Genomic DNA, 25,592 nt, shown 5'->3' with positions numbered 1-25,592 from the left:
CTTGGAGCCTGACGGCCAAGCGCTGCTTTTCGATCCGTCCCCTGAGAACGATTGCCCAGGGGCGCATAAAAAACGGTGATTTTAACCGAGGCCGAGACATGAAAACGACAGGCGCCGTGCATGTACAGGCTCAGAAACCGGCAATTATAGCAACAGAATCAAGCACGTGGCAAGTTCAACGTGACATCGGCCGGACGGGGCGCTGGCGGCACGCGTGCTTTTCGGCATCCGTCCGTGCCGGGTCACGCAACGTCCGTATAATAAGCGCCCCATGAATCTATTCCGAGCCCTGCTGACGGTCAGCGGCTTCACGCTGCTGTCGCGCGTGACCGGACTGGCCCGCGAAACGCTGATCGCCCGTGCGTTCGGCGCCAGTCAATACACCGACGCGTTCTACGTCGCCTTCCGCATTCCGAACCTGCTGCGCCGCCTGTCCGCCGAAGGCGCGTTCTCGCAAGCGTTCGTGCCGATCCTTGCCGAGTTCAAGAACCAGCAAGGGCACGATGCGACCAAGGCGCTCGTCGATGCGATGTCGACCGTGCTCGCATGGGCGCTCGCCGTGCTGTCGGTCCTCGGGATCGCCGGTGCGTCGTGGGTCGTGTTCGCGGTCGCGTCCGGCCTGCACACCGACGGGCAGGCGTTCCCGCTCGCGGTCACGATGACGCGGATCATGTTCCCGTACATCGTGTTCATTTCGCTGACGACGCTCGCGTCCGGCGTGCTGAACACCTACAAGAGCTTCTCGCTGCCGGCTTTCGCGCCGGTGCTGCTGAACGTCGCGTTCATCGCCGCCGCCGTGTTCGTCGCGCCGCACATGAAGGTGCCCGTCTTCGCGCTCGCGTGGGCCGTGATCGTGGGCGGCGTGCTGCAGTTCCTCGTGCAGCTGCCGGCCCTGAAGAAGATCGACATGGTGCCGCTGATCGGGCTCAACCCGGTGCGTGCGCTGCGTCACCGCGGCGTGAAGCGCGTGCTCGCGAAGATGGTGCCCGCGACGTTCGCGGTGTCGGTCGCGCAACTGTCGCTGATCATCAACACCAACATCGCGTCGCGGCTCGGGCAGGGCGCGGTGTCGTGGATCAACTACGCCGACCGCCTGATGGAATTCCCGACGGCGCTGCTCGGCGTCGCGCTCGGCACGATCCTGCTGCCGAGCCTGTCGAAGGCGCACGTCGACGCCGATACGCACGAATACTCGGCGCTGCTCGACTGGGGGCTGCGCGTCACGTTCCTGCTCGCGGCGCCGAGCGCGCTCGCGCTGTTCTTCTTCGCGACGCCGCTCACCGCGACCCTGTTCAACTACGGCAAGTTCGACGCGCATACCGTCACGATGGTCGCGCGCGCGCTCGCGACTTACGGGATCGGCCTCGTCGGCATCATCCTGATCAAGATCCTCGCGCCGGGCTTCTACGCGAAGCAGGACATCAAGACGCCGGTAAAGATCGCGATCGGCGTGCTGATCGTCACGCAGATCTCGAACTACGTGTTCGTGCCGCTGATCGGCCATGCGGGCCTCACGCTGAGCATCGGCGTCGGCGCGTGCCTGAACTCGCTGCTGCTGTTCATCGGGCTGCGCAAGCGCGGCATCTACCAGCCGTCGCCGGGCTGGCTGCGCTTCTTCGTGCAACTGATCGGCGCGACGCTCGTGCTCGCGGGCCTGATGCACTGGTGCGCGATCAGCTTCGACTGGACCGGCATGCGCGCGCAGCCGCTCGACCGGATCGCGCTGATGGCCGCGTGCCTCGTGCTGTTCGCTGCACTATATTTCGGTATGTTGTGGGTAATGGGCTTCAAATACGCTTACTTCAGAAGGCGCGCCAAGTGACGACCGCAATGACCCGCGTCCTCGACTACTTCAGCACGCTCGTGGCGGACGACGACAGTCTGCCCGTCACGGAAACCGCGCTGTCGCTCGCGCAGGACGCGTATCCCGACCTCGACCTGCAGGGCACGCTGGCCGAAATCGACATGCTGGCCGCGCGGCTGCGCCGCCGGCTCGCCGACGACGCGGACCTGAAGGACCGCGTCGCCGCGCTCAACGAGTTCTTCTTTCGCGAACTCGGCTTCGCGTGCAATCACAACGATTACTACGACCCCGATAACAGCCACCTGAACGCGGTGCTGAAGCGGCGGCGCGGGATTCCGATCTCGCTGTCGGTGCTGTATCTGGAGCTCGCCGAGCAGGTCGGCGTGCCGGCGCGCGGCGTATCGTTCCCCGGTCATTTCCTGCTGCGCGTGACGCTGCCGGACGGCGACCTGATCATCGACCCGACCAACGGCCATTCGCTGTCCGAAGCCGAGATGGTCGAGATGCTCGAGCCGTACGTCGCGCGTGCGGCCGGCGCGGTCGACAGCGCGTTGCGCGCGCTGCTGCAGCCGGCCACGAGCCGCGAGATCATCGCGCGGATGCTGCGCAACCTGAAAACGATCTATCTGCAGACGGAACGCTGGCAGCGGCTGCTCGCGGTGCAGCAGCGGCTCGTGATCCTGCTGCCCGAGCAGCTCGACGAAGTGCGCGATCGCGGTTTCGCGTATGCGCGGCTCGACTACCTGCGCCCCGCGCTCGAGGATCTCGAGCAGTATCTCGGCGAACGGCCCGATGCGGACGACGCAACCGTCGTCGAATCGCAGGTGTCGGAGCTGCGCCAGCGGATGCAGCGCGACGACGAGGACTGAGCCGCCCGCGGCCGTGCCGCAACCGGCAACCGGAAGGAAAACGCCCGCAATGCGGGCGTTTTGCATTTGCGTCGTCCAGCGCTTACTTCGGCTGCATCCGGATCGCGCCGTCGAGGCGGATCACTTCACCGTTGAGCATCGGATTCTCGATGATCTGACGCACCAGCATCGCGTATTCGTCCGGCTTGCCGAGCCGCGGCGGGAACGGCACCATCGCGCCGAGCGCGTCCTGCACGTCCTTGGGCATGCCGAGCAGCATCGGCGTCTCGAACAGCCCCGGCGCGATCGTCATCACGCGGATGCCGCTGCGCGACAGGTCGCGCGCGATCGGCAGCGTCATGCCCGCGACGCCGGCCTTCGATGCGGCATACGCAGCCTGGCCGATCTGCCCGTCGTACGCGGCGACCGATGCGGTGCTGACGATCACGCCGCGCTCGCCTGCGTCGTTCGGCGCGGTCGCGGCCATCGCGGCGGCCGCGAGCCGGATCATGTTGAAGGTGCCGACCAGATTCACGCTGATCGTCTTCGCGAACACGTCGAGCGGATGCGGGCCGTCCTTGCCGACGGTTTTCGCGGCGGGCGCGATGCCCGCGCAGTTCACGAGGCCACGCAGCGTGCCCGCGCGCGTCGCGGCGTCGACGGCCGCCTGCGCGTCGGTCTCGCTCGACACGTCGCAGCGCACGAAGACGCCGCCCAGTTCGTTCGCGAGCGCCGTGCCGGCCGTCTCGTTCAGGTCGGCGAGCACGACCTTGCCGCCTGCCTGCGCGAGCATGCGGGCCGTTCCCGCGCCGAGGCCCGATGCGCCGCCGGTGATCAGAAAGACGTTGCCGCGAATCTCCATGACTGTCTCCTTGGTGGGGCCGATGCCGGTCGATCGGCTGAAAGCCGGTGCGCGCCGCTGTCCAGCGCGCACGTATCCGGACGATTGTACGGGGCGTCATCGCACGGCGGCCGGACAAGCACGGTCGTGCGAATCGCGGCCGGACGAAAAAAAAGCCGCCCGGGAAGGGCGGCTTGCGGGCGCGACGCAGCGCTTACTTCAGTGCGTCGAATGCGCGCGCGCGGATTTCGTCGACGCTGCCGAGGCCCGAGATCTTGCGATACTGCGGCGCCTTCAGGCCGTTTTCCTCGCCGCGTTGCGCCCAGTCGCCGTAGTACGTGATCAGCGGCTTGGTTTGCGCTTCGTACACTTCGAGACGCTTCTGGACGGTTTCTTCCTTGTCGTCGTCGCGCTGGATCAGCGGTTCGCCCGTCACGTCGTCCTTGCCCTCGACCTTCGGCGGGTTGAACTTCACGTGATACGTGCGGCCCGATGCCGGGTGCGTGCGGCGGCCGCTCATGCGCTCGACGATTTCCGAGAACGGCACGTCGATCTCGAGCACGTAGTCGATCGCGACGCCCGCTTCCTTCATCGCGTCAGCCTGCGCGATCGTGCGCGGGAAGCCGTCGAACAGGTAGCCGTTCGCGCAATCCGATTCCTTCAGGCGCTCTTTCACGAGGCCGATGATCAGCGCGTCCGGCACGAGCTTGCCGGCGTCCATGTAGCCCTTCGCCTCGACGCCGAGCGGCGAGCCGGCCTTGACGGCTGCGCGCAGCATGTCACCCGTCGAGATTTGCGGGATGCCGAACTTTTCCTTGATGAAGTTTGCCTGGGTGCCCTTTCCCGCGCCGGGCGCGCCCAACAGGATCAAACGCATGGTGATATCTCCGGTATGTAGATTCGTGTGGCGAGACGCAAAAGCGTCGACGACGTGCGCGGGGCTTGCCTGGCGCGCGGTGAACCGGTCTGATGCGACGCGTCGTCGATGGCGACGCGTGGCTGCCGGAAAGGACCGCGGCGGGGGCAAGCGAAGGCGCGCGGGTCGCGGACGGCTCGCACAATCGCCTGATTATGCCATGGGTTATTTTGAAGTCGGCTGAAAAAGGGCCTGCACGCGCGCGAGATCGGCCGGCGTGTCGACTCCGGCGGCGGGCGCCTGATCGGTGATGAGCACGGCGATGCGCTCGCCGTGCCACATCGCGCGCAGCTGTTCGAGCTGCTCGGCCTGCTCGATCGGCGCCTGCGCGAGCGACGGATACGTGCGCAGGAAACGCGCGCGATACGCATACAGGCCGATGTGGCGATAGACCGGGAAGGCCGGTGCCGGCATGGCCGCGACGTCCGGCCAGTGCGACGCGTACGCATCGCGGCTCCACGGAATCGGCGCGCGCGAGAAGTACATCGCGACGTTGCGCGCGTCGAGCGCGACCTTCACGACGTTCGGGTTGAACACGTCGGCTGCGTCGTGGATCGGATGGGCCGCGGTCGCGATCGCGCAGTCCGCATGAGCGGCGAGGTGCGACGCTACGTCGCGCACCAGCGCCGGGTCGATCAGCGGCTCGTCGCCCTGTACGTTGACGATGACGGTGTCGTCGCTCCAGCCGAACGCCGCCGCGACTTCCGCGAGCCGGTCGGTGCCCGACGGGTGATCGGCGCGCGTCAGCACCGCTTCGAAGCCGTGATCGCGGGCCGCGTCGAGCACGCCCTGCGCGTCGGATGCGACGAGCACCTGCTGCGCGCCGGCTTCGCGCGCGCGCTCGGCGACGCGCACGACCATCGGCTTGCCGCCGAGATCGGCGAGCGGCTTGTTCGGCAGGCGCGTCGACGCGAGCCGGGCAGGAATGACGGCGATGAAGGGCTGCGGATGAGTCATCGGGGTTCAGCGGTGAGAAGGGCGGGGCGGGCGGCGCGTGGGAAGCGGGCCGCCCGGAAAAGCCCGGCGCGCGGCCGCGGACGGGCCGCGATCGTGCGCCGGTTCAGCGGCGCGGCGGCTTAGCTGCCGGCGGGGCCGGCCGGATCGACCGGCGTGCCCTCGACGGTCTGGCGCGCTTCGTCGACGAGCATCACGGGGATGCCGTCGCGGATCGGGTAGGCGAGCTTGTCCGCGTTGCAGATCAGCTCCTGCGCGGCGCGGTCATAGTGGAGCGGGCCTTTGCAGATAGGGCACACAAGAATTTCAAGCAGGCGAGCGTCCACGGAGTTTCTCCACAACGAGGGCAATGAGGCGAGGATCGAGCGCGGCTTCGACGGGGACGACCCACAGCCGAGCGTCGCGCCAGGAAGCGCCCAATTTTACTGCATCCTTCTCGGTGATCAGGATCGCGTCGACCGCGTCGTCGACGAATGGATTGTCGGCGAACGCGTAATGGTCGGGCAGCGCGCGCGTCGCCGGCGCGAGGCCGGCCGCGCGCAAGGTCGCGAAGAAGCGCTCGGGCGCGCCGATGCCGGCCGCGGCGAGCACGCGCTCGTTCGCGAACTGCGACAGCGGGCGGCGCCGCGCCGGCTGGTCGAGGTGCCACGCGGCGCCCGGCGTCAGCGCGAGCGCATACGTGTCGGGCCACGGCGGCAGCGCGCCGCTGTACGGATCGTTGACGAGCGTCGCGTCGCGGCGGCGCGACAGCGGCTCGCGCAGCGGGCCGGCCGGCAGCAGGAAGCCGTTGCCGCCGAGCCGGTGGTCGAACACGACGAGCTCGACCGTGCGGGCGAGGCGATAGTGCTGCAGGCCGTCGTCGCTGACGATCACGTCGACGTCCGGGTGCGCGGCGCGCAGCGCCTGCGCGGCCGCGACGCGGTCGGGGCAGACCCAGACCGGCGCGCCGGTGCGGCGCGCGATCAGCAGCGGTTCGTCGCCGGCCGCGCCCGGGCGCGACGCGGGCGTGACGGCGGTCGGCGCCTTCACGTTCGCGCCGTAGCCGCGCGACACGACGCCTGGCGTGAAGCCGGCCGCGCGCAGCGCATCGACGAGCGCGATCACGGTCGGCGTCTTGCCGGTGCCGCCGACGGTCACGTTGCCGACCACGACGACGGGCACGCCGACGTCGACCGGCTGTTTCCAGCCCTGCGCATAGGCGGTGCGCCGCAGCGCCGCGCACAGACCGAATACGCATGCGAACGGCGTGAGCGCCCAGGCGAGCGCACCGCGTCGCTGCCATTCGCGTGTCAGGTGCGCTTCGAGCCGCGCGAGCGGGCCGCCGGGCGCGCTCATCGGGCCGGGCGCGGCGCGTCGTGCGCCGCGGCGTGGGACGGATTCGTCAAGGCGGATTCTCCGTTGGGCGGCGCATGCCGCGAGGTCTTCGGAAGGCGGCACTCTAGCGCGTCGCACGCGGGCGCGGCAAGCGCGGCCGGGCGGTGGCCTCGATGGGGCCGGATCGGCACGGCTTGTGGATAACTCTGTGAAAAACTCCCCGCCCGTTCGCGTCAAACGCCCGCCCGGCGGGCATCGAATCGGATGCGTATCTTTCCGTAAGGTTTAAAAATTCATAAAAATCAATGTGTTACATCAAATCGTCTGTTTTTTGGCGCGGTTTTTAAGCGTTTTGAGTGGACGATTGCCAGAGTGTGGACACATTCCGCGCCGCGCGGCGCAGACGGCCGGTGCTGGACGTCGCGCGCGTGTCGGACTATCGTGTCGCCGCCAGCATTCATCCGACCGCCCATGTCTTTCGACTCTCCTTTTTCCGCTCCCGGCGCGACTCGCGGCGGCGACGAAGTGATTCCCGTTTCGGCGCTCAACCGTGCAATTTCGACGATGCTCGAGCGCTCGTTCCCGCTGCTGTGGATTTCGGGCGAAGTGTCGAACTTCACGCGCGCCGCGAGCGGCCACTGGTATTTCTCGATCAAGGACCAGCAGGCGCAGATGCGCTGCGTGATGTTCCGCGGCCGCGCGCAGTACGCGGAATTCACGCCGCGCGAAGGCGACCGGATCGAGGTGCGCGCGGTCGTCACGATGTACGAGCCGCGCGGCGAGGTGCAGCTCAACGTCGAGGCGGTGCGGCGCACCGGGCAGGGGCGCCTGTACGAGGCGTTCCTGCGCCTGAAGGCCCAGCTCGAAGCCGAAGGGCTGTTCGCGCCGGAGCGCAAGCGTCAGTTGCCGACCCATCCTCGCGCGATCGGCATCGTCACGTCGCTGCAGGCAGCCGCCTTGCGCGACGTGCTGACCACGCTCGCGCGCCGCGCGCCGCACATTCCGGTGATCGTCTATCCGGCGCCCGTGCAGGGCGCGGGCTCGGCCGAGAAGCTCGTGGCTGCCGTGCAGGCGGCGAACGCGCGGCGCGAGGTCGACGTGCTGCTCGTCTGCCGCGGCGGCGGCTCGATCGAGGATCTGTGGTCGTTCAACGACGAAGCGCTCGCGCGTGCGATTGCCGCGAGCGAGTTGCCGGTCGTCAGCGGCGTCGGCCACGAAACCGATTTCACGATCGCGGACTTCGCGGCCGACCTGCGCGCGCCGACGCCGACCGGCGCGGCCGAGCTCGCGAGTCCGCAGCGCGCATTGCTGCTGCGCGAGGTCGCCGACCGTCAACGCGCGCTGGCGCGCAGCCTCGAGCGCGGGCTCGAGCAACGCGCGCAGCAGCTCGACTGGCTCGCGCGGCGGCTCGTCAGTCCGGCCGAACGGTTGAAGCGGCAGCGCACGCATGTCGAGCAGCTTGCCGTGCGGCTTGCGTCGGCGGCGTCGCGGCCGGTGCGCGACGCACGGGCGCGGTTCGCGCTCGCGCAGCTGCGCTGGCAGCGCGCGCGGCCCGATCCGGCGCTCGCGCGTCACGCGCTCGCGGGGCTGTCGCAACGTCTCGCGGTCGCGCTGCAGCGTCGTTACGAGCGTGATGCCGCGCGGGTGTCGGCATGTGCGGCGCGGCTCGAGGTGCTGAGCCCGCAGCGCACGCTGGAGCGCGGCTATGCGGCGCTGATCGACGCGCAGACCGGCCGCGCGGTGCGTGCGCCGAGCGCGTTGAAGCCGCAGCGCCGCCTGACCGTGCATCTCGCCGAAGGCTCGGCCGACGTGTCGCTCGCCGACGTGCAACCGCGACTCGCCGACACGATCTGACGGCCACCGCGTAAGCGAAACGAAGGTTGCCTGCCGGGTGCGCCCGCCGCATCCGGCGCGGGAACGCATGCTGCGCGACGTCGTCTCGTCCTGCCGGACGAAGCGCCAGCGTCGATTTTCGGCATACCGCGGATAAATGCCCGTGAGTTTGCGGGGATATTCGGACTCGCCTACAATCGGACGCTCGGCAGCATTCAACACAGCCTCCCCACATACTCAACGAAGGAATCGCCATGGCTCATACGCTCCCGCCGCTCCCGTACGCTGAAGACGCACTCGCGCCGACCATCTCGCTCGAGACGATCCAGTACCACTACGGCAAGCACCACCAGGCTTATGTGACGAACCTGAACAATCTGATTCCGGGCACGGAATTCGAAAACCTGTCGCTGGAAGAGATCGTCAAGAAGTCGTCGGGCGGCATCTTCAACAACGCCGCGCAAATCTGGAACCACACGTTCTTCTGGAACAGCCTGTCGCCGAACGGCGGCGGCGCACCGACGGGCGCGCTGGGCGACGCGATCAACGCGAAGTGGGGTTCGTACGACGCGTTCAAGGAAGCGTTCACGAAGGCCGCAGTCGGCACGTTCGGTTCGGGCTGGGCATGGCTCGTGAAGAAGGCCGACGGTTCGCTCGACATCGTGTCGACGAGCAACGCCGCGACGCCGCTGACGACCGCCGACAAGGCGCTGCTGACGATCGACGTGTGGGAACACGCGTACTACATCGACTACCGCAACGCGCGTCCGAAGTTCGTCGAAGCGTTCTGGAACATCGTGAACTGGGACTTCGCGGCGAAGAACTTCGCGTAAGCTCCCGGCGTCCGCGCGCCATCGCGGCGCGCGACACTGCAAAAAGCCCTCGTCACGAGGGCTTTTTTGTTTCTGCCGGATGCCGATGAATCGGCGGCATCCAGCGGATCACGCAATCATCCCCGACGCCCAGCCGAGCGCGGCACTCGCGATCACGACGGCCCACGGCGGCACGCGCCAGAACACGAGCGCGACGAACGCGACGAGCGCGGCCGCGAAATCGCGCGGCGACCCGATCGTGTCGTTCCACACCGGGTGATAGAGCGCGGCGACCAGCAGCCCGACCACGGCCGCATTCACGCCCGCGAGCGCGGCCTGCATCCGCGTGCTGCGGCGCAGGCGCTCCCAGAACGGCGCGGTGCCCGCGACGAGCAGGAACGACGGCGCGAAGATCGACACGAGTGCGATCGCCCCGCCGAGCCAGCCGTTCGGTGCGTCGCGCAGCGACGCGCCGAGGAACGCCGAGAACGTGAAAAGCGGCCCCGGCACGGCCTGCGCGGCGCCGTAGCCGGCGAGGAAAGCCGAATCGCCGACCCAGCCCGGCGCGACCACGGCCGCCTGCAGCAGCGGCAGCACGACGTGCCCGCCACCGAACACCAGCGCGCCGGTGCGAAAGAACGCGTCGACGACCGCGAGCGTGCGCGAATCGAGTGCGCGAGCCATGAACGGCAGCACGACGAGCAGCGCGGCGAACAGCACGAGCCATAGCACGCCCGCGCGATGCGACACATGCAGCGGCAACGGATCGTGCGCGCCGCGCTCGGGTTGCGGCAACAGCACGAGGCCGGCCGCGCCCGCCGCGACGATCACCGCGACCTGCAGCCAGGCGGCCGGCACGAGCAGCGCGATGCAGGCCGCGGCCGCCATCAGCGTGACGCGGCGCGCATCCGGGCACAGCGTGCGCGCCATGCCCCACACCGCCTGCGCGATCACCGCGACCGACACGATGCGCAGCCCGTGCAGCGCGCCGGCCGTAACCGGCATGCCCGTCGCATGCACGCCTAGCGCGAACAGCATCATCAGCAGCGCCGACGGCAGCGTGAAGCCGAGCCACGCGGCGAACATCCCCGCATAGCCCGCGCGCGACAGCCCGATCGCCATTCCGACCTGGCTGCTGGCCGGCCCCGGCAGGAACTGGCACAGCCCGACGAGATCCGCGTAGGCGCGCTCGGTCAGCCAGCCGCGCCGCGTGACGAATGCGTCGCGGAAGTAGCCGAGATGCGCGACGGGGCCGCCGAACGACGTGAGGCCGAGCCGCAGGAACGCGACGAACACGGGCCATACGTGGCGGGAAGGAGCGGAGACGGTCGACGTGTTCAAGGGGGCAGTGGGGACGAGCAAGGGCGAGCGAGCCGCCACGATAGCGCAACGGCGTGACGCCGGGAATGCGACGTTGCGGCGTTGCGGCGATTGCGCGGGCGTCAGGCCATGCCGTCGGGCAGCCCGCTCGCGCGGCGCAGCGCGTCGACGTCGACCAGTTCGATCTCGCCGACATGCAGCCGCACGATGCCGTCGGCCTGCAGCGCCTTCAGCAACTGGTTGGTGGTCTGCCGCGTCAGCGACAGCATCGACGCGAGCTTTTCCTGCGACAGCCGGATGCGCGTGCGGCCGGCGCTGATCCCGCCGTAGCCGTTGGCGATCATCAGCAGCCGCGTCGCGAGCCGCTGCGCGGCCGGCATCACGCTCATCGCCTCGACGGTCAGGAAGCTCAGCCGGAGTTTTTGCGCCATCAGCAGCGCGAATTGCCGCCAGTATTGCGGCGTCGCGTCGAGGATCCCGAGCAGGGCGGCTTGCGGGACGTGCAGCAGCAGCGTGTCGTCGAGCGCGATCGCATCGTGCGTGCGCGGCTGGCCGTCGAACAGGGCGATCTCGCCGAACCACGTGACCGGCTCGGCGACCGTCAGCAGCGCCTCCTTGCCGTGCGAATCCACCGCGCCTATCGTGAGGGAACCGGCCAGTACCGCATACAGCCCGCACGGCGGGTCGCCGCGCCGGAACAGCGCATGGCCGGCCGGCAGGCGCCGCAATGCGGCGTGCTCGAGCAACTGCGCGCGCAATTCGGGCGGCAGCGCGGCGAACCACGGGTGCGCTTCGATCTGCGGCAGGTAGGGGGCGAGCGACGAGGGCATGGGCACGCGATGTCGGGTAGCTGACAGAGGTTCTCGGGCGTGACGCGCATCATAGCGCTCAATGATCGTTCTGGAGACACCATGAAGACGCTCGAAGACCACCTTTCCCAGTATGCGGCCTACCACCGCGACGCGCGCAACATCGCGACGCACCTGGTCGGCATTCCGATGATCGTGTTCGCGGTCGAGGTACTGCTGTCGCGGCCGGCGTTCGGGATGCTAGCCGGCGTCGCGCTGTCGCCGGCGTTGCTGCTCGCCGTGGCGTTCGCGGTGTTCTACCTGCGCCTCGACCTGCGCTTCGGGGTCGTCATGACCGCGCTGTTCGCGCTCGGACTGTGGGCCGCGCGGACGCTCGCGTTGCTGCCGACCGCGCAGTGGCTCGGCGTCGGCATCGGCGCGTTCGTGGTCGGCTGGATCGTGCAGTTCGTTGGGCACTGGTTCGAAGGGCGCAAGCCCGCATTCGTCGACGATCTCGTCGGCCTGATGGTCGGGCCGCTGTTCGTCGTCGCCGAAGTCGCGTTCTTCGCGGGGCTGCGCAACGAGGTGCGCCGTGAAGTCGAGCGGCGCTCGGGGCCCGTGCACGGCGGCGCGCACTCGCATGTCTGACGCGTCGGCCGCGGCGGTCTGCGTGTTCGGCGCGGGGGCGATCGGCTGCTATCTCGGCGGCCGGCTTGCGGCGGTGGGCACGCGCGTGACGTTCGTCGGTCGTGCGCGGATCGCCGACGCGATTCGCGCGCACGGGCTGACCCTGACCGACCGGCGCGGCTATCGCGCGCAGCTCGCGCCGGCGGACGTCGCGTTTTCGACCGATCCGGCCGCGGCGGCGGCGGCGCGGCTCGTGCTGGTCGCGGTGAAGTCGGCCGCGACGCGGGACGCGGCGGTGCAACTGGCCGGCGTGCTGCGGCCCGGCACGGTCGTGATCAGTTTCCAGAACGGCCTGCACAACGCCGACGTGCTGCGCGACGCGCTGCCGCAAGCCACCGTGCTGACCGGCATGGTGCCGTTCAACGTGATCGAGCGCGGGCCCGGCGCATTTCACCAGGGCTCGGCCGGCATGCTCGCGGCCGATGCGTCGCCCGCGCTGCAGCCGTTTGCACGCGTATTTGCCCGCACGGGCCTGCCGCTCGCGCTGCACCGCGACATGCGCGCGGTGCAATGGGCGAAGCTGCTGCTGAACCTGAACAACGCCGTCAATGCGCTGGCGAACCTGCCGTTGCGCGACGAACTCTCGCAACGCGCGTACCGGCGCTGCGTCGCGCTTGCGCAGCGCGAAGCCCTGCACTGGCTCGCGCATGCCGCGATCCGGCCGGCACGGCTGACGCCGTTGCCGACCGGGTGGCTCCCCGCGGTGCTGGCGCTGCCCGATCCCGTGTTTCGCGCGCTCTGCGGCCGGATGCTCGCGATCGATCCGCTCGCGCGCTCGTCGATGTCCGACGATCTCGCCGCGCGCCGCGCCACCGAAGTCGAGTGGATCAACGGCGAGATCGTCCGGCTGGCCGCGCGCTTCGGCGCGCAGGCGCCGGTCAATGCGCGGCTGTGCGCGCTCGTTCACGCCGCCGAAGCGGCGGCAGCGCGCCCGGCCTGGCATGGCGAAGCGCTGTGGGCGGAGCTGTCCGCGCATGCGCCGCACGTGAGCACGGTGCGGGCGGCGTAACGGCGCGGGCACGTTCCCGGAGGGCCCGCGCCCGCGCATGCCGCGCACGATGCGCAACGGCTAAGATGCGGAGTGCGTCACCAGACCGGACGCGTACGCGGAGCAATCGCCATGGTGGATCGCCCGACTCTCGATGCCTACGAAGCCCATGCCGCGCAATATGCGCAGGACTGGCTCGACCAGGCCGCGCCCGACGACATGTACGCGCTGCTCGAGCAGCATTTCTCGCCGGGGCTGACCGCGGACGTCGGCTGCGGCGCCGGGCGCGACACCGCGTGGCTCGCTTCGTGCGGATTCGATGTGCGCGGCTACGACGCAAGCGCCGCGCTGCTCGACGAGGCGCGCCGGCGCCATCCCGATCTGACATTCGCACTCGCCGCGCTGCCGGCGCTGGCCGGTGTGCCGTCCGGCGTGTTTCGCAACGTGCTGTGCGAAACGGTCGTGATGCACCTCGAACAGGCGGATGCGGCCGCGGCCGCTGCACGGCTGGCCGCGCTGCTGGGGCCCGGCGGCACGCTGTATCTCAGTTGGCGGGTGGCCGGAAACGGCGCGCTGCGCGACGAGCGCGGCCGTCTGTACACGCCGCTCGATTCGGCGCGGATGCATGCGGCGCTCGGCGCCGGCATGCGGGTGATCGACGAGCACGAGGTAGTCAGTGCGTCGTCCGGCAAGCGCGTGCACCGGCTGATCGCGCGCAGGGCCAATGGCAGCCCCGCTGCCGATGGCGCCGAATGAGCGCGGCGCGCACCTTCATTCGCGGTTGAGCGCCGCTTCCCAGTTGATGTCGGCGCAGAGCACCTGCATGCCGGTCGCGGCCGGCGCGGCGACCGAGCCGGTCACGCACAGGTGCGCCTCGTTGATCGACAGGTACGGCGGCGTTACGTGCACGCGGCCTGGCGCGCGCATCGCGTGGATGAAGTACGGGCGGCGCTCCCAGCTCGCGCCTTCCGAATGCAGCAGCGGCCGGAAGCGTTTGGCCCGCTGCGAGACGCTGCCGCGCGCGAGCACGTTGTCGCCGATCTGGCGGCCGGACGCGTCGAGCAGAAAGCAGCGTGCGGTTTCGGGCAGCCCGAGCACCGCCGCGGCGGCGTCGAGCAGCGGCTCGCCCGCGGCAAGCTTGCGGCTCGCTTCCTCCAGCGCGGCGATGTATGGCGCCAGGCGTTCCGCCTGCGTGCGCTCGCGCTGCGCGACGCGCAGCCGCAACGCGGCCGACAGCGTATCCATGCAGCCGGCCGCGGCCTGCGGTTGTACCGGGTCGACGCTCGGCCCGGCGAAATACTGCCCTTGCACGAAATCCACGTCGCATTCGAGCGCGATCAACGCGTCGCGCTCGGTCGCGAGCCCGCCCATCAGCACGAGCTGGCCGGATTCGTGCAGCAGCGACACGAGCCCGGGCAGCACGCGCTCGAGGTGCGAGTGTTCGCTCGCCTGCGCGAGGATCCCGCGGTCGAGCGAGACGATGTCGGGATGCAGGTGCCACACTCGGTCGATGTTCGAATGCTTCGCGCCGAAGCCGCCGAGCGCGATCAGGAAGCCGGCCTTGCGCAGCCCGTCGACGATCGCCGCATAGCGCGGCGTCTCGCCGCCCGCCTGTTCGGGCACTTCGAGCACCACGCGGTGCGGCGGCAGGCCGAGCGCCTTCAGGTTCGCGAGCAGCGCGTCGCCGTAGATCGTGTCCATCAGCGCAGCCGGATGCAGGCTCAGGAAGAGCCATTCGTCATGGCTGTCGAACGCGTGGAAATTGCCCAGATGCAGCGATTCGGCGAGCCGGCCGAGCTCCAGCAGGTCGCCGCGCCGCGCCGCCTGCGTGAATACCTCGTGCGACGCGACCTGGCGGCTTTCCTCGTCGTGCGCGCGCAGCGACGCGTGATAGCCGATCGCGCGGCGGTGCGATACCGAGAAAACGGGCTGGAACACGCTGAACACGGTGTACGCGCCGTACAGCACGGTGCGCCGCTTGCCGTCGTCGCCGGCGACGGGGCGGGGCGGCTGGAAGCCGGGGGGATCGATGTCGATCATGCTCATGATGTCGGCCGAAGGAAGACTGCCAGTTTACCTACAGAATAGGCGAGCAAGAAGCATGCGCGACATCGGGCCCCGTGCGGCGGCCCGTCGCGGCCGCCGGCGGCTGCGCGCGGCCGGCGTGCTGCACCGCCGTGGTGCGTGGCGCGCCGGCGTGGCGTTTGCCGCGGTGCGCGCCGTGCATCATGCGCGTTCGGACGGGTCGGTCTTTTTGTGTGCGCGGCCGCGGATTTCCGGCGCGAGCTGCGCGAAGATCCACGCGGATGCGGCCGTGATGATCCCGACGCAGATGAACGTCGCATGGAACGCGGGCAGCGTGTTGCTCGGCGTCACCGTGCGCAGCATGCCGGTGAAGGTCGCGAGCAGCGCGCCCGCGACCGTGACGCCGAGGCTCATCGACAGCATCTGCACGAGCGAGAACAGGCTGTTGCCGCTGCTTGCGCCGCCGGTGCCGAGATCCTTCAGCGTCAGCGTGTTCATCGCGGTGAACTGCATCGAGTTGAAGCCGCCGAACAGCGCGAGATGGACGACCTTCACCCATACCGGCACGGTGTCGCGCATCAACGCAAAGCTCGCCATCATCACGCCGACCATGATCGTGTTCACGAGCAGCACCTTGCGGTAGCCGTGCTGCGTGATCAGCCGCGTGATGAGCTGCTTCGAGAACATCCCGGCTGCCGCGACCGGCAGCATCATCAGCCCGGCCTCGAACGCCGAATAGCCGAGGCTCACCTGCAGCAGCAGCGGAATCAGGTACGGCATCGCGCCGCTGCCGATCCGCGCGAACAGGTTGCCGAGCAGGCCGACGCTGAACGTATGGATCTTGAACAGTTCGAGCGAGAAGATCGGCTGCGGCGCACGTACCGCGTACAGCCCGTATGCGACGAAGCACGCGAGGCTCAGGATCAGCAGCACCAGCACGGCCGCGTGCTGCATCCCGAGATCGGCCAGCCCGTCGAGCGACAGCGAGATCGCGACCATCCCGATCGTCAGCAGCAGATAGCCCTTCAGGTCGAAGCGGCCGACGGCCGGGTTGCGCGAATCGGGCATCGAGTAGAAGGTCGCGATGCAGCCGACGATGCCGACCGGCACGTTGATCAGGAAGATCCAGTGCCACGACGCGATCTTCACGAGCCAGCCGCCGAGCGTCGGCCCGATCAGCGGGCCGATCAGCCCGGGAATCGCGACGAACGACAGCGCGGGCAGGTAGCGTTCGGCCGGGAACGTGCGCAGCACCGCGAGCCGCCCGACCGGCAGCAGCATCGCGCCGCCGACACCCTGGACGACGCGGAACACGACGAGCTGCTGCAGCGTATGCGCGTTCGCGCACAGCAGCGAACCGAGCGAGAACACCAGGATCGCGCTGAAGAACACGCGCCGCGTGCCGAACGTGTCCGCGAGCCAGCCCGATACGGGAATCATCACCGCCATCGTCAGCGAGTACGCGATCACGACCGACTGCATCCGCAGCGGCGATTCGCCGAGACTCACTGCCATCGACGGCAGCGCCGTATTGACGATCGTCGCATCGAGCGTTTGCATGAAGAAGCCCGTTGCAACGAGCCAGAGCATCACGGTGAGGTTCTTTTCGCCGGGAGCGGCGACGGGCGGGCGTTGGAACATGGGGACGGACCGGTGGCGCGGGACAGCCGACATTGTAGGCAAAGCCGCCGCGGCACGCAGGATCGGCCCCCATCGCGGGGCGCGCCCGATCGCCCGACCGCCGCTTCGGCCGGATACTGGTTCGCCGACAGACCAGTACAGTTCAGCCGAAACTGTCTGCATGCGTACCTGTCCGTGTGCTGCCGCCGTCCGAAATACTGGTGCCATCGAACCCACGCGATCCGGAGGCGGCCATGCGCGAACTGCGACTCTACGAGATGGACGGCAACGAGCCGGCCGGGCGGTGGCGCATCGTCGATCGCACCGCGCTGGCGGTCGCGGACGGCGGCCTGTGGGTGACGGTCGAAGGTCGCCTCGACGATCACTGGCTGCACGCCGGCGAATCGCTGGCACTGCTGCCCGGCATGCGCGTGTGGATCAGTGCGGCGGCGGGCGGGGCGGTGTTTTCGTTCGGGCCGCAGCCGGCGCCGGCCGTGCAGGCGGCGCCTGGATGGCGGCGCGCGTTCGCCGCCTGGCGCGGCGGCCGGGCTCAGGCCGGCGCGTCGCTGCCGACGTAGCGCGCACGGGGCCGGATCAGCTTGCCGTCCGCATACTGTTCGAGCGCGTGCGCGATCCAGCCCGCGGTGCGGCCGGCCGCGAACAGCGTGAAGGCGGCGCCGCCCGGCAGCGCGAGCGTGCGCTCCAGTACCGCGAGCGCGAAATCGATCGCCGGCCGCAAGCCGGTCGCCGCTTCGACGCGCGCGGCGAGCGCACGGGCCGCGCGCAACGCCGGTCGCTCGGGCGCCGTGGCATGCAGGGCGTCGAGCAACGCGCACGCGCGCGGATCGCCGTCGGGATAGAGCGGATGGCCGAAACCGGACAGCATCGTGCGCGAGCCATCCGCGCGCTCGTCGTGTGCGAGGCGCAGCGCAAGGTAGCGGTCGAGATCGGCGGCGCGCGCCGCTTCGTCGAGCAGTGCGCCCGCGCGGAACGTCTCGCCGCCGTGGCGCGGGCCGGACAGCGCGGCGAGCCCGCCCGCGATCGCGCCGAACAGGTGCGTGCCGGTGGACGCGATGCAGCGCACCGCGAAGGTCGACGGATTCAGCTCGTGATCGGCGCACAGCACGAGCGCGCGGCGCAGCAGGTCGGCTTCGTCGCGCCGCCGGATGCGCCACGCGCTCGCGAGTTGTCGATGCACGGGCGCGTCGTGCGGCGCGATGCCGGCCAGCGCGGCCGTCGCGATGCGCAGCAGCAGCGAGGCCGCTTCGATCTGCGCGTCGCGCCCCTGCGCCCACAGGCGCGGCAGCGATGCGGCCGCGGCCGGAAGCAGCACGAGCGTGCGCTCGAGCGGCGCGAGATGTGCCCAGCGGCGTGCCCACTCGTCCCACTGCACGGTATCGAAACCTGCCGTCGCCAGCGATGCGGCTGCAAGCCGCGCAGGCGGGCAATCCCATAACCGCGCGGCCGTTTCCTCGAGCGTCGCGTCGCGGGCGAGCGCGATCGCATCGGCGCCGCGATAGCGCAGGCAGCCGTCGGCGATCTGCGTGATCCGCGATTCGAGCACCGGCACTCCCCAGTCGAGCGAGCGTTCGGCCACGCCGCCCGCGCGCTTCGCATCGGCGCGGCGGCGCGCGAGCAGGCGCACTTCGTCGGCGTCGTAGCGGCGGCGCTTGCTCGCGCCGTCGGGCAGCGAGCGCAGCAGGCCGCGGCTCACATACGCGTAGAGGGTACTCACGCTGACACCGAGGATGCCGGCCGCTTCGGGCGCGCTGAGGGACGTCATGCCGATCGCTCCTGTCGGGGCGCATGAAGCGCGGCCCGGTTACAACTATTCGTTATGTATTGATTCGCGCTATCAAGATTGATCGCACCTGTTGCGAATTCTAGACTCGATTCCGTCTCCTCAACGGCCCGCTTGCACCATGACACCCGAACTCGCATTGACCCATCTGTGGCAACTCGCGCACGGCGAGCCTGGCGCGCTTGCCCGCGCGACCGTGACAGGGCAGGACCCGACGTTGCCGTCGACGTTCCAGGTCGGCACGCTGGCCGCATCGACGATCGCGGCGGTCGGGCTCGCGGCGGCCGAATGCCACCGGCTGCGCACGGGCGTCGCGCAGCGCGTCGACGTGTCGGTGCGCGACGCGCTCGTCGCGTTTCGCAGCGAACGCTATCTGCGCGTGGACGACGGCCCGGCGCCGGATCCGCGTCATCCGGTGACGGGTTTCTACGACACGCGCGACGGTCGCTGGATCCAGCTGCACGCGAACTTTCCGCATCATCTGCACGGGATTCTCGACGTGCTCGGCTGCGGCCCGCAGCGCGACGATGTCGCCGCGGCGATCCGCACGCGGGACGGCGCGGCGCTCGATACCGCGCTGGCCGAGGCCGGCCTCTGCGCGGCATTGATCAGAACACCTGAGGAATGGGTGGCGCACGACCAGGCGCGCGCGATCGCGTCGTTGCCGCTGTTCGAGATCGAACGGATCGGCGATGCGCCGGTCGAGGCGATCGGTCGCGGCGCGCCCGATCAACCGCTCGCGGGCGTATGCGTGCTCGACCTCACGCGCATCATCGCGGGGCCGGTCGCGGGCCGCACGCTCGCGTCGCACGGCGCACAGACGCTGCTCGTCAACGGCCCGCACCTGCCGAACATCGCATCGCTCGTGATCGACAACGGGCGCGGCAAGCGCTCGACGTGGATCGACTTGCGCGAGACGGCGGGCGTCGCCGCGCTGCGCGATCTCGCACGCGACGCCGACGTATTCCTGCAAGCCTATCGCCCGGGCGCGCTCGCGGCGCGCGGGTTCTCGCCGCAGGCGCTGGCCGAGTTGCGGCCCGGCATCGTCTGCGTGTCGGTGTCGGCGTACGGTCATGCGGGGCCGTGGTCGAAGCGGCGCGGCTTCGACAGCCTCGTGCAGTCGGCGAGCGGCATCGCATGGCAGGAGCAGCACGCCGCGCGCGAGAACGGGCCGCGCCACCTGCCGTGCCAGGCGCTCGATCATGCGACGGGTTATCTCGCGGCGTTCGGCGCGATGATCGCGCTCGCGCGCCGTGCGACGGAAGGAGGAAGCTGGCACGTGCGGCTGTCGCTCGCGCAGACGGGCCGCTGGCTGCAATCGCTCGGCGCGGTACCGGACGGCCTGCGCGCGCCGGATCTGACGCTGGACGACGTACGCGACCGGCTGGACAGGACGGCGTCTCCGTTCGGCACGCTCGATGCTGTGCGTCCTGCCGAGCATCTGTCGGCGACGCCGCCGCGATTTGCGCGGCCGCCGGTGCCGCTCGGCACGGACGAAGCTCGCTGGCTGTGAGCGCCGGCGATGCAGCCGGCATGACGGTCGTTACTTGCGCAGCTCGACGACGAAGTCGTAGTAGTCGTTGCGGCAGTAGGTATCGGTCAGCTCGATCGCGCGCTGGTCGGCCGTATAGCCGATCCGCGTGATCAGCAGCAGCGCGTCGTGCGGCGCGATGCCCATCTGCTGAGCGATCTCGTCGGTCGCGTTGACGGCGCGAAAGTGCTGCAGCGCGCGCACGATCGGCGTGCCGCGCGCTTCGAGATAGCTGTACAGCGAACCGCCGATCGCTTGCGGATCGGGAATCAGCGTGGCGGGGAACGTCGAGTTCTCGACGGCCATCACGATGCCGTCGGCCAGGCGCAGGCGCTTGAGCCGCGTGACCGACGCGGCCGGCGACAGGCCGAGCTGGATCACTTCGTCGCGGTTGGCCGGCTGGATTTCACGCTCGAGCCATTGCGAGCTCGGTTTGAAGCCGCGGCGCTCGAGCATTTCGCTGAAGCTCGACAGCCGCGACAGCGGATCCTCGTAGCGAGGCTGGATGAAATTGCCCGCGCCCTGCGTGCGGCGAATCAGCCCCTGCTCGACGAGCAGCGCGATCGCCTTGCGCGCGGTGATGCGCGACACGCCGAGCGCTTCGGACAGCACGCGTTCGGACGGCAGCGCTTCGCCGGCTGCCCAGCGATTGTCGTGGATCGCGTCGCCGAGCTTGCGGGTGAGCTGCAGGTAGAGCGGCGTGTCGTTGTCGGGGTCGGGGCGCAGGTCCTGCCAGCGGTCGTCCGTGGGTGCCTTCATGGGATGCGTATCGATCAGGTTGCCGGCCATTCTAAGTCATCATGCTGCGCCGTTAATAGCCGGTTTTTGCCGTGTAACAGGTGGGCCGCGCGCCGATTGACTACACTAGGGCACGTTATTGGCGTGACGAGGCCCTGGGGTGCTGTTTCCCCACGCAACGCGCAGGCGTTGCCACGAGAGCGGCCGGCCGCCGCGTGGCGCGCGTAGCGGGTTGTCGTGGCAACGCCGGTTTTGAACGCCGGCCGCGGCCCTGCCCGAAATCGCCGCGCATGGCGGCGCGGTACGTCGCCGATCCCGTTCGACGGCGAGCGGTTTCGCGCATTCGTCCGCGCGTGACATCGATAGAGAGAACCCGGCGTCGTATTCGATGCTTCGGCCGCGATGCGGCCACGAACCCGCAACGAGGAGCGCATGACAGACACGACCGCCACGGTCGTCTTGCCGGACGGCGAGACGATCCCGAAGCTTGGCCTGGGCACCTGGGAAATGGGCGAGCGGCCGGGCCGCCGCGCGGACGAGATCGCCGCATTGCGAGAAGGTATCGATCTCGGGATGACGCTGGTCGACACCGCCGAGATGTACGGCGAAGGCGCGACCGAGGAACTCGTCGGCGAAGCGTTGAGCGGCCTGCGCGACGACGTGTTTCTCGTCAGCAAGGTGTACCCGCATCACGCGGGCCGGCGCGGTGTCGCCGCCGCGTGCGACGCGAGCCTGAAGCGGCTGCGTACCGATCGCCTCGATTTGTACCTGCTGCACTGGCGCGGCTCGGTGCCGCTCGAGGAGACGGTCGAAGGTTTCGAGGCGCTGCGGCGCGCGGGCAAGATCCGCCACTGGGGCGTGAGCAACTTCGATACGTCCGACATGGCCGAGCTCGTCGACGAGGCGGGCGGCGGCGCGTGCGCGACCAACCAGATCCTCTACAACATCGCGCGGCGCGGCCCGGAATTCGACTTGCTGCCGTGGCTCGCCGAGCGTCGGATGCTGGCGATGGCCTACAGCCCGGTCGATCACGGGCGGCTGCCGAAGCACTCGCCGCTCGATGAGATCGCGCGGCAGCGCGGCGTGTCGGTGATGCGCGTCGCGCTTGCGTGGGTGCTCGCGCAGCCGGGCGTGTTCGCGATCCCGAAGGCGTCGCGGATCGAGCACGTGCGCGACAACCGCGCGGCGCTCGATCTCGTGCTGAGCGGCGACGAACGCGCGCAGCTCGACGCGTATTTCCGTCCGCCGCGCAGCAAGCGCGCGCTCGAAATGCTCTGAACGATGCTGAGCGCCGGTCAGCGCGCCGGCGCGTCGGCCGCGCGCTGCCAGCGATGGAACAGGATCGACGCGATCCAGCAGACGAGAAACAGCGCGACGATGCCGTAGCCGATCGTGCCGAAGCGCTCGCCGAGCGCGTCGAGCGCATCGCGCACGGGGCCGGTCAGCGACAGTTTGTCGGCAAGCAGGCCGGCGGCCTCGATCCCGCCGATCGCCAGCGCGACGATGGCCGACACCAGCGTGATGCTCGCGTTGTAGAGCAGCTTGCGATGCGGGTCGTCCATCGCCCACCCATATGCATGAATCATCAGCACGTTGTCGGTCGAATCGATCAGCGTCATGCCGGCCGTAAACAACGCGGGAAACAGCATGACCGCGTAGATCGGCAGCCCCTGGCTCGCCTGCGCGGCGGCGATCGCGAGCAGGCCGATTTCGGTGGCGGTATCGAAGCCGAGCCCGAACAGCACGCCGACCGGATACATGTGCCAGCTCTTCGACACGAAGCGAAACAGCGGCCGCAGCAGCCGCGACACGAGGCCGGCCGGGCGATGCGCGTGCGCGGCATCGTGCGCATGCTCCGCCGCGCCGCGATAGCGCCGCCACACATCGCGCAGGATCATCAGGTTCAGGCACGCGAGCAGCAGCAGGAACGTTGCCGACACCGCCGTGCCGATCGTGCCGCCGATGTCGCGGAATGCATCGAACCGGTCGCGCAGCGCGAACGCGGTCGCCGCGACGCCGAGCGTGGCGGCGATCACGATCGTCGAATGGCCGAGCGAGAAGAACAGCCCGACGCTCACCGGACGCTGGCCGTCCTGCATCAGCTTGCGCGTCGCGACGTCGATCGCCGCGATGTGATCGGCGTCCACCGCGTGGCGCAGCCCGAGGCCGTATGCGATCGCCGCGGTGCCGAGCAGCAGCGGATGGTCGTGCAGCACCGCGAGCGCCCATAGCCACACGGCGACGTTCGCGGCGATCAGGCCGGCATACAGCATCAGCAGGCGGCGCAGGGCAGGGGTCGGGGGCATCGGGACGGTTCCATCGGACGAATCGCGATGTATTGTGGCATGCGAAAAAAATGCCAGGCGTGCCGATCGGGCGCGATGCCGGCAGCGTGCGTCGATTCGTTCGGCGGACGAAAAAAAGCCCGTCCGGAACCGGACGGGCTTCGATGTGCCGCGGCAGCGGCGCGCTTACTTCACTTTTGCGTTGATCACGCCTTCCGACACGTTCGCCGGCGTTTCCGCATACTGCTTGAACTCCATCGTGTACGTCGCGCGACCCTGCGTCGCCGAGCGCAGCGACGTCGAATAGCCGAACATTTCGGCGAGCGGCACTTCGGCGCGCACGAGCTTGCCGCCGCCGCCCGCGATGTCCTCCATCCCCTGCACGATGCCGCGCCGGCTCGACAGGTCGCCCATCACGTTGCCCATGAACTCTTCGGGCGTCTCGACTTCGACCGCCATCATCGGTTCGAGCAGCACCGGTTTCGCGCGGCGCATCGCTTCCTTGAACGCCATCGAGCCGGCCATCCGGAACGCGTTTTCGTTCGAGTCGACGTCGTGGTACGAACCGAACGTCAGGTGCACCTTCACGTCGACGACCGGGTAGCCCGCGAGCACGCCGCTCTTCAGCGTTTCGGTGATGCCCTTGTCGACGGCCGGGATGAATTCGCGCGGAATCACGCCGCCCTTGATCTCGTCGAGGAACTCGTAGCCCTTGCCGGGGTTCGGCTCCAGCGTGATCACGGCATGCCCGTACTGGCCGCGCCCGCCCGACTGCTTGACGAACTTGCCTTCGACGTCGGACGCCGTCGTGCGCACCGTTTCGCGATACGCGACCTGCGGCTTGCCGACCGTCGCCTCGACGCCGAACTCGCGCTTCATCCGGTCGACCAGGATTTCGAGGTGCAGCTCGCCCATCCCCGAAATGATCGTCTGGCCGGATTCCTCGTCGGTCTGCACGCGGAACGACGGATCTTCCTGCGCGAGGCGGTTCAGCGCGAGGCCCATCTTTTCCTGGTCGGCCTTCGTCTTCGGCTCGACGGCCTGCGAGATCACCGGCTCCGGGAATTCCATCTTCTCGAGGATGATCGGCTTGGCCGGATCGCACAGCGTGTCGCCCGTCGTCGCTTCCTTGAGACCCACCGCCGCCGCGATGTCGCCCGCGCGCACTTCCTTGATTTCCTTGCGCTCGTTCGCGTGCATCTGCAGGATCCGGCCGAGCCGTTCCTTCTTGTCCTTCGTCGCGTTCAGCACCGTGTCGCCGGATTCGACGACGCCCGAATACACGCGGAAGAAGATCAACTGGCCGACGAACGGGTCGGTCATGATCTTGAACGCGAGCGCGGAGAACGGCTCGTCGTCGCTCGGATGACGTTCCGCCGGTTTTTCCGGATCCGCGAAGTCGTGGCCGAGAATCGCCGGCACGTCGACCGGCGACGGCAGATAGTCGATCACCGCGTCGAGCATCGCCTGCACGCCCTTGTTCTTGAATGCGCTGCCGCACAGCATCGGCACGATCTCGTTGGCGATCGTGCGCTGGCGCAGCGCGGCCTTGATCTCGTCCTCGGTCAGCGATTCATGGTCGTGCAGATACTTCTCGAGCAGCTCCTCGCTGGCTTCGGCCGCGGCCTCGACCATCTTTTCGCGCCATTCGTTCGCGAGCTCGACGAGATTCGCCGGGATGTCTTCGTACGTGAACTTCACGCCCTGGCTTTCGTCGTCCCAGACGATCGCCTTCATTTTCACGAGATCGACGACGCCCTGGAAATGATCCTCCGCGCCGATCGGGATCTGGATCGGCACCGCGACGCCCTTCAGGCGCTCGCCGATCTGACGCTGCACGCGGAAGAAGTCCGCGCCGATGCGGTCCATCTTGTTGACGAACGCGATGCGCGGCACCTTGTACTTGTTCGCCTGGCGCCACACGGTTTCGGACTGCGGCTGCACGCCGCCGACCGAGTCGTAGACCATGCACGCGCCGTCGAGCACGCGCATCGAGCGCTCGACCTCGATCGTGAAGTCGACGTGCCCGGGGGTGTCGATGATGTTGATGCGGTGTTCCGGATAGTTGCCGGCCATGCCCTTCCAGAAGGCCGTGGTCGCGGCCGACGTGATCGTGATGCCGCGTTCCTGCTCCTGCTCCATCCAGTCCATCGTGGCCGCGCCGTCGTGCACTTCACCGATCTTGTGGCTCACACCGGTGTAAAACAGGATGCGCTCGGTCGTCGTGGTTTTGCCGGCATCGATGTGAGCGCTGATCCCGATGTTGCGATAGCGCTCGATGGGGGTTTTGCGGGGCACGTGAACCTCCTGGTGGTTCGGATCGTAAGCGGGCCGACTGCGCCGGCCCGGACTGGAAACAAGCGAGATTTAAAGCATAGCGCTTGTCCGTGGCTTTTGCAGATGCGGGCAGCGTTTGCCGAATCAAGGCGGGCGCGGCCGCCCGCAGGCGAAAAAAAAGCCGGCGCGCAACGGGCGGCCGGCTTCGGT

23 protein-coding genes are annotated in these 25,592 nt (G+C 69.0%); 10 read left to right on the top strand and 13 right to left on the bottom strand.

The annotated features are described in order from the left end of the window. Nucleotides 1-202: 202 nt before the first annotated feature. Both murJ and DCN14_RS28180 read left to right on the top strand, forming a co-directional pair. A complete protein-coding gene (murJ, locus tag DCN14_RS28185; RefSeq protein WP_341772069.1) occupies nt 203-1,822 on the top strand; it encodes a murein biosynthesis integral membrane protein MurJ in 1,620 nt (539 codons plus the stop codon). A gap of 8 nt (nt 1,823-1,830) precedes the next feature. Next, on the top strand, nt 1,831-2,673 hold the full coding sequence (locus tag DCN14_RS28180; protein WP_096502510.1) for a SirB1 family protein: 843 nt from the start codon (nt 1,831-1,833) through the stop codon (nt 2,671-2,673). Between the two features lie 82 nt (nt 2,674-2,755). Here the strand turns inward: DCN14_RS28180 and DCN14_RS28175 are convergent, their stop codons facing one another. The 5 genes from DCN14_RS28175 to lpxK all read right to left on the bottom strand — a co-directional run bounded on the left by DCN14_RS28175 (nt 2,756) and on the right by lpxK (nt 6,698). Continuing rightward, complete coding sequence (locus tag DCN14_RS28175; protein WP_096502395.1) at nt 2,756-3,514, bottom strand: 3-hydroxyacyl-CoA dehydrogenase; 759 nt, start codon at nt 3,512-3,514, stop codon at nt 2,756-2,758. Between the two features lie 193 nt (nt 3,515-3,707). Then, nucleotides 3,708-4,370, bottom strand: coding sequence for an adenylate kinase (gene adk, locus DCN14_RS28170; protein ID WP_096502393.1), 663 nt, complete (start codon nt 4,368-4,370; stop codon nt 3,708-3,710). A 204-nt stretch (nt 4,371-4,574) separates the two neighbouring features. Then, nucleotides 4,575-5,366 (bottom strand): 3-deoxy-manno-octulosonate cytidylyltransferase, encoded by a 792-nt coding sequence (gene kdsB / locus DCN14_RS28165; RefSeq protein ID WP_096502391.1) that lies wholly within the window; start codon nt 5,364-5,366, stop codon nt 4,575-4,577. Nucleotides 5,367-5,485: 119 nt separating this feature from the next. Next, nucleotides 5,486-5,689, bottom strand: a complete 204-nt coding sequence (locus DCN14_RS28160) for a Trm112 family protein (RefSeq protein WP_006750935.1) — start codon at nt 5,687-5,689, stop codon at nt 5,486-5,488. Then, on the bottom strand, nt 5,670-6,698 hold the full coding sequence (gene lpxK, locus DCN14_RS28155) for a tetraacyldisaccharide 4'-kinase (RefSeq protein WP_096502389.1): 1,029 nt from the start codon (nt 6,696-6,698) through the stop codon (nt 5,670-5,672). The genes DCN14_RS28160 and lpxK overlap by 20 nt, the downstream gene beginning before the upstream one ends. A 450-nt stretch (nt 6,699-7,148) precedes the next feature. Here lpxK and xseA point away from each other — a divergent pair, with 450 nt between their 5' ends. Together xseA and sodB are read left to right on the top strand one after the other, a co-directional pair. Then, on the top strand, nt 7,149-8,531 hold the full coding sequence (gene xseA, locus DCN14_RS28150) for an exodeoxyribonuclease VII large subunit (RefSeq protein WP_096502387.1): 1,383 nt from the start codon (nt 7,149-7,151) through the stop codon (nt 8,529-8,531). 233 nt (nt 8,532-8,764) lie between these two features. Beyond that, the gene (gene sodB / locus DCN14_RS28145) at nt 8,765-9,343 is read left to right on the top strand and encodes a superoxide dismutase [Fe] (protein ID WP_011352986.1); all 579 of its coding nucleotides are present in this window, start codon (nt 8,765-8,767) and stop codon (nt 9,341-9,343) included. A 108-nt stretch (nt 9,344-9,451) separates the two neighbouring features. Here the strand turns inward: sodB and chrA are convergent, their stop codons facing one another. Further along, a complete protein-coding gene (gene chrA, locus DCN14_RS28140) occupies nt 9,452-10,663 on the bottom strand; it encodes a chromate efflux transporter (protein ID WP_096502385.1) in 1,212 nt (403 codons plus the stop codon). 101 nt (nt 10,664-10,764) lie between these two features. Then, the gene (locus tag DCN14_RS28135) at nt 10,765-11,472 is read right to left on the bottom strand and encodes a Crp/Fnr family transcriptional regulator (protein ID WP_096502383.1); all 708 of its coding nucleotides are present in this window, start codon (nt 11,470-11,472) and stop codon (nt 10,765-10,767) included. 81 nt (nt 11,473-11,553) lie between these two features. Between DCN14_RS28135 and DCN14_RS28130 the strand changes: the two genes are divergently transcribed. The 3 genes from DCN14_RS28130 to DCN14_RS28120 all read left to right on the top strand — a co-directional run bounded on the left by DCN14_RS28130 (nt 11,554) and on the right by DCN14_RS28120 (nt 13,861). Further along, nucleotides 11,554-12,078 (top strand): Mpo1-like protein, encoded by a 525-nt coding sequence (locus tag DCN14_RS28130; protein ID WP_096502381.1) that lies wholly within the window; start codon nt 11,554-11,556, stop codon nt 12,076-12,078. Next, entirely contained in the window at nt 12,071-13,126 is a 1,056-nt protein-coding gene (locus DCN14_RS28125) for a 2-dehydropantoate 2-reductase (RefSeq protein ID WP_096502379.1), read from the top strand. Before DCN14_RS28130 ends, DCN14_RS28125 begins: the two co-directional genes overlap by 8 nt. A 111-nt stretch (nt 13,127-13,237) precedes the next feature. Beyond that, entirely contained in the window at nt 13,238-13,861 is a 624-nt protein-coding gene (locus DCN14_RS28120) for a methyltransferase domain-containing protein (protein ID WP_096502377.1), read from the top strand. Between the two features lie 15 nt (nt 13,862-13,876). Here DCN14_RS28120 and DCN14_RS28115 read toward each other — a convergent pair whose 3' ends face one another. Together DCN14_RS28115 and mdtD are read right to left on the bottom strand one after the other, a co-directional pair. Next, on the bottom strand, nt 13,877-15,151 hold the full coding sequence (locus DCN14_RS28115) for an EAL domain-containing protein (protein ID WP_096502375.1): 1,275 nt from the start codon (nt 15,149-15,151) through the stop codon (nt 13,877-13,879). A 180-nt stretch (nt 15,152-15,331) separates the two neighbouring features. Further along, nucleotides 15,332-16,771 (bottom strand): multidrug transporter subunit MdtD, encoded by a 1,440-nt coding sequence (mdtD, locus tag DCN14_RS28110; RefSeq protein ID WP_096502373.1) that lies wholly within the window; start codon nt 16,769-16,771, stop codon nt 15,332-15,334. A gap of 233 nt (nt 16,772-17,004) precedes the next feature. Between mdtD and DCN14_RS28105 the strand changes: the two genes are divergently transcribed. Further along, nucleotides 17,005-17,328, top strand: coding sequence for a DUF2917 domain-containing protein (locus tag DCN14_RS28105; RefSeq protein ID WP_096502371.1), 324 nt, complete (start codon nt 17,005-17,007; stop codon nt 17,326-17,328). On the opposite strand, the gene DCN14_RS28100 is transcribed toward DCN14_RS28105, so the two are convergent. Further along, nucleotides 17,301-18,533, bottom strand: a complete 1,233-nt coding sequence (locus DCN14_RS28100) for a citrate/2-methylcitrate synthase (RefSeq protein ID WP_096502369.1) — start codon at nt 18,531-18,533, stop codon at nt 17,301-17,303. The two genes, DCN14_RS28105 and DCN14_RS28100, sit on opposite strands and share 28 nt — an antisense overlap. A 139-nt stretch (nt 18,534-18,672) precedes the next feature. On the opposite strand from DCN14_RS28100, the gene DCN14_RS28095 reads away from it, so the two are divergent. Next, on the top strand, nt 18,673-20,064 hold the full coding sequence (locus tag DCN14_RS28095) for a CoA transferase (protein WP_096502367.1): 1,392 nt from the start codon (nt 18,673-18,675) through the stop codon (nt 20,062-20,064). Between the two features lie 30 nt (nt 20,065-20,094). On the opposite strand, the gene DCN14_RS28090 is transcribed toward DCN14_RS28095, so the two are convergent. After that, the gene (locus DCN14_RS28090; protein ID WP_057926215.1) at nt 20,095-20,841 is read right to left on the bottom strand and encodes a GntR family transcriptional regulator; all 747 of its coding nucleotides are present in this window, start codon (nt 20,839-20,841) and stop codon (nt 20,095-20,097) included. A gap of 411 nt (nt 20,842-21,252) precedes the next feature. Here DCN14_RS28090 and DCN14_RS28085 point away from each other — a divergent pair, with 411 nt between their 5' ends. After that, the gene (locus tag DCN14_RS28085; RefSeq protein ID WP_096502365.1) at nt 21,253-22,098 is read left to right on the top strand and encodes an aldo/keto reductase; all 846 of its coding nucleotides are present in this window, start codon (nt 21,253-21,255) and stop codon (nt 22,096-22,098) included. Between the two features lie 17 nt (nt 22,099-22,115). Here DCN14_RS28085 and DCN14_RS28080 read toward each other — a convergent pair whose 3' ends face one another. Together DCN14_RS28080 and fusA are read right to left on the bottom strand one after the other, a co-directional pair. Continuing rightward, nucleotides 22,116-23,126: a HoxN/HupN/NixA family nickel/cobalt transporter gene (locus DCN14_RS28080; protein ID WP_096502363.1), complete on the bottom strand. Its 1,011-nt coding sequence runs from the start codon at nt 23,124-23,126 to the stop codon at nt 22,116-22,118. A 165-nt stretch (nt 23,127-23,291) separates the two neighbouring features. Continuing rightward, nucleotides 23,292-25,403 (bottom strand): elongation factor G, encoded by a 2,112-nt coding sequence (gene fusA / locus DCN14_RS28075; protein ID WP_096502361.1) that lies wholly within the window; start codon nt 25,401-25,403, stop codon nt 23,292-23,294. Nucleotides 25,404-25,592 lie beyond the last annotated feature (189 nt).

The organism is Burkholderia sp. IDO3, assembly GCF_003366075.1.
GTDB lineage: Bacteria > Pseudomonadota > Gammaproteobacteria > Burkholderiales > Burkholderiaceae > Burkholderia > Burkholderia anthina.
This window is presented reverse-complemented; position numbering and strand designations above follow the sequence as displayed.

Coding starts and splice junctions, on each gene's coding strand:
- DCN14_RS28180 (WP_096502510.1), top strand. CDS start 1,831: ATGACCCGCGTCCTCGACTACTTCAGCACGCTCGTGGCGGACGACGAC.
- DCN14_RS28175 (WP_096502395.1), bottom strand. CDS start 3,514: ATGGAGATTCGCGGCAACGTCTTTCTGATCACCGGCGGCGCATCGGGC.
- adk (WP_096502393.1), bottom strand. CDS start 4,370: ATGCGTTTGATCCTGTTGGGCGCGCCCGGCGCGGGAAAGGGCACCCAG.
- kdsB (WP_096502391.1), bottom strand. CDS start 5,366: ATGACTCATCCGCAGCCCTTCATCGCCGTCATTCCTGCCCGGCTCGCG.
- lpxK (WP_096502389.1), bottom strand. CDS start 6,698: ATGAGCGCGCCCGGCGGCCCGCTCGCGCGGCTCGAAGCGCACCTGACA.
- xseA (WP_096502387.1), top strand. CDS start 7,149: ATGTCTTTCGACTCTCCTTTTTCCGCTCCCGGCGCGACTCGCGGCGGC.
- sodB (WP_011352986.1), top strand. CDS start 8,765: ATGGCTCATACGCTCCCGCCGCTCCCGTACGCTGAAGACGCACTCGCG.
- DCN14_RS28135 (WP_096502383.1), bottom strand. CDS start 11,472: ATGCCCTCGTCGCTCGCCCCCTACCTGCCGCAGATCGAAGCGCACCCG.
- DCN14_RS28130 (WP_096502381.1), top strand. CDS start 11,554: ATGAAGACGCTCGAAGACCACCTTTCCCAGTATGCGGCCTACCACCGC.
- DCN14_RS28125 (WP_096502379.1), top strand. CDS start 12,071: ATGTCTGACGCGTCGGCCGCGGCGGTCTGCGTGTTCGGCGCGGGGGCG.
- DCN14_RS28120 (WP_096502377.1), top strand. CDS start 13,238: ATGGTGGATCGCCCGACTCTCGATGCCTACGAAGCCCATGCCGCGCAA.
- DCN14_RS28115 (WP_096502375.1), bottom strand. CDS start 15,151: ATGAGCATGATCGACATCGATCCCCCCGGCTTCCAGCCGCCCCGCCCC.
- mdtD (WP_096502373.1), bottom strand. CDS start 16,771: ATGTTCCAACGCCCGCCCGTCGCCGCTCCCGGCGAAAAGAACCTCACC.
- DCN14_RS28105 (WP_096502371.1), top strand. CDS start 17,005: ATGCGCGAACTGCGACTCTACGAGATGGACGGCAACGAGCCGGCCGGG.
- DCN14_RS28100 (WP_096502369.1), bottom strand. CDS start 18,533: ATGACGTCCCTCAGCGCGCCCGAAGCGGCCGGCATCCTCGGTGTCAGC.
- DCN14_RS28095 (WP_096502367.1), top strand. CDS start 18,673: ATGACACCCGAACTCGCATTGACCCATCTGTGGCAACTCGCGCACGGC.
- DCN14_RS28090 (WP_057926215.1), bottom strand. CDS start 20,841: ATGAAGGCACCCACGGACGACCGCTGGCAGGACCTGCGCCCCGACCCC.
- DCN14_RS28085 (WP_096502365.1), top strand. CDS start 21,253: ATGACAGACACGACCGCCACGGTCGTCTTGCCGGACGGCGAGACGATC.
- DCN14_RS28080 (WP_096502363.1), bottom strand. CDS start 23,126: ATGCCCCCGACCCCTGCCCTGCGCCGCCTGCTGATGCTGTATGCCGGC.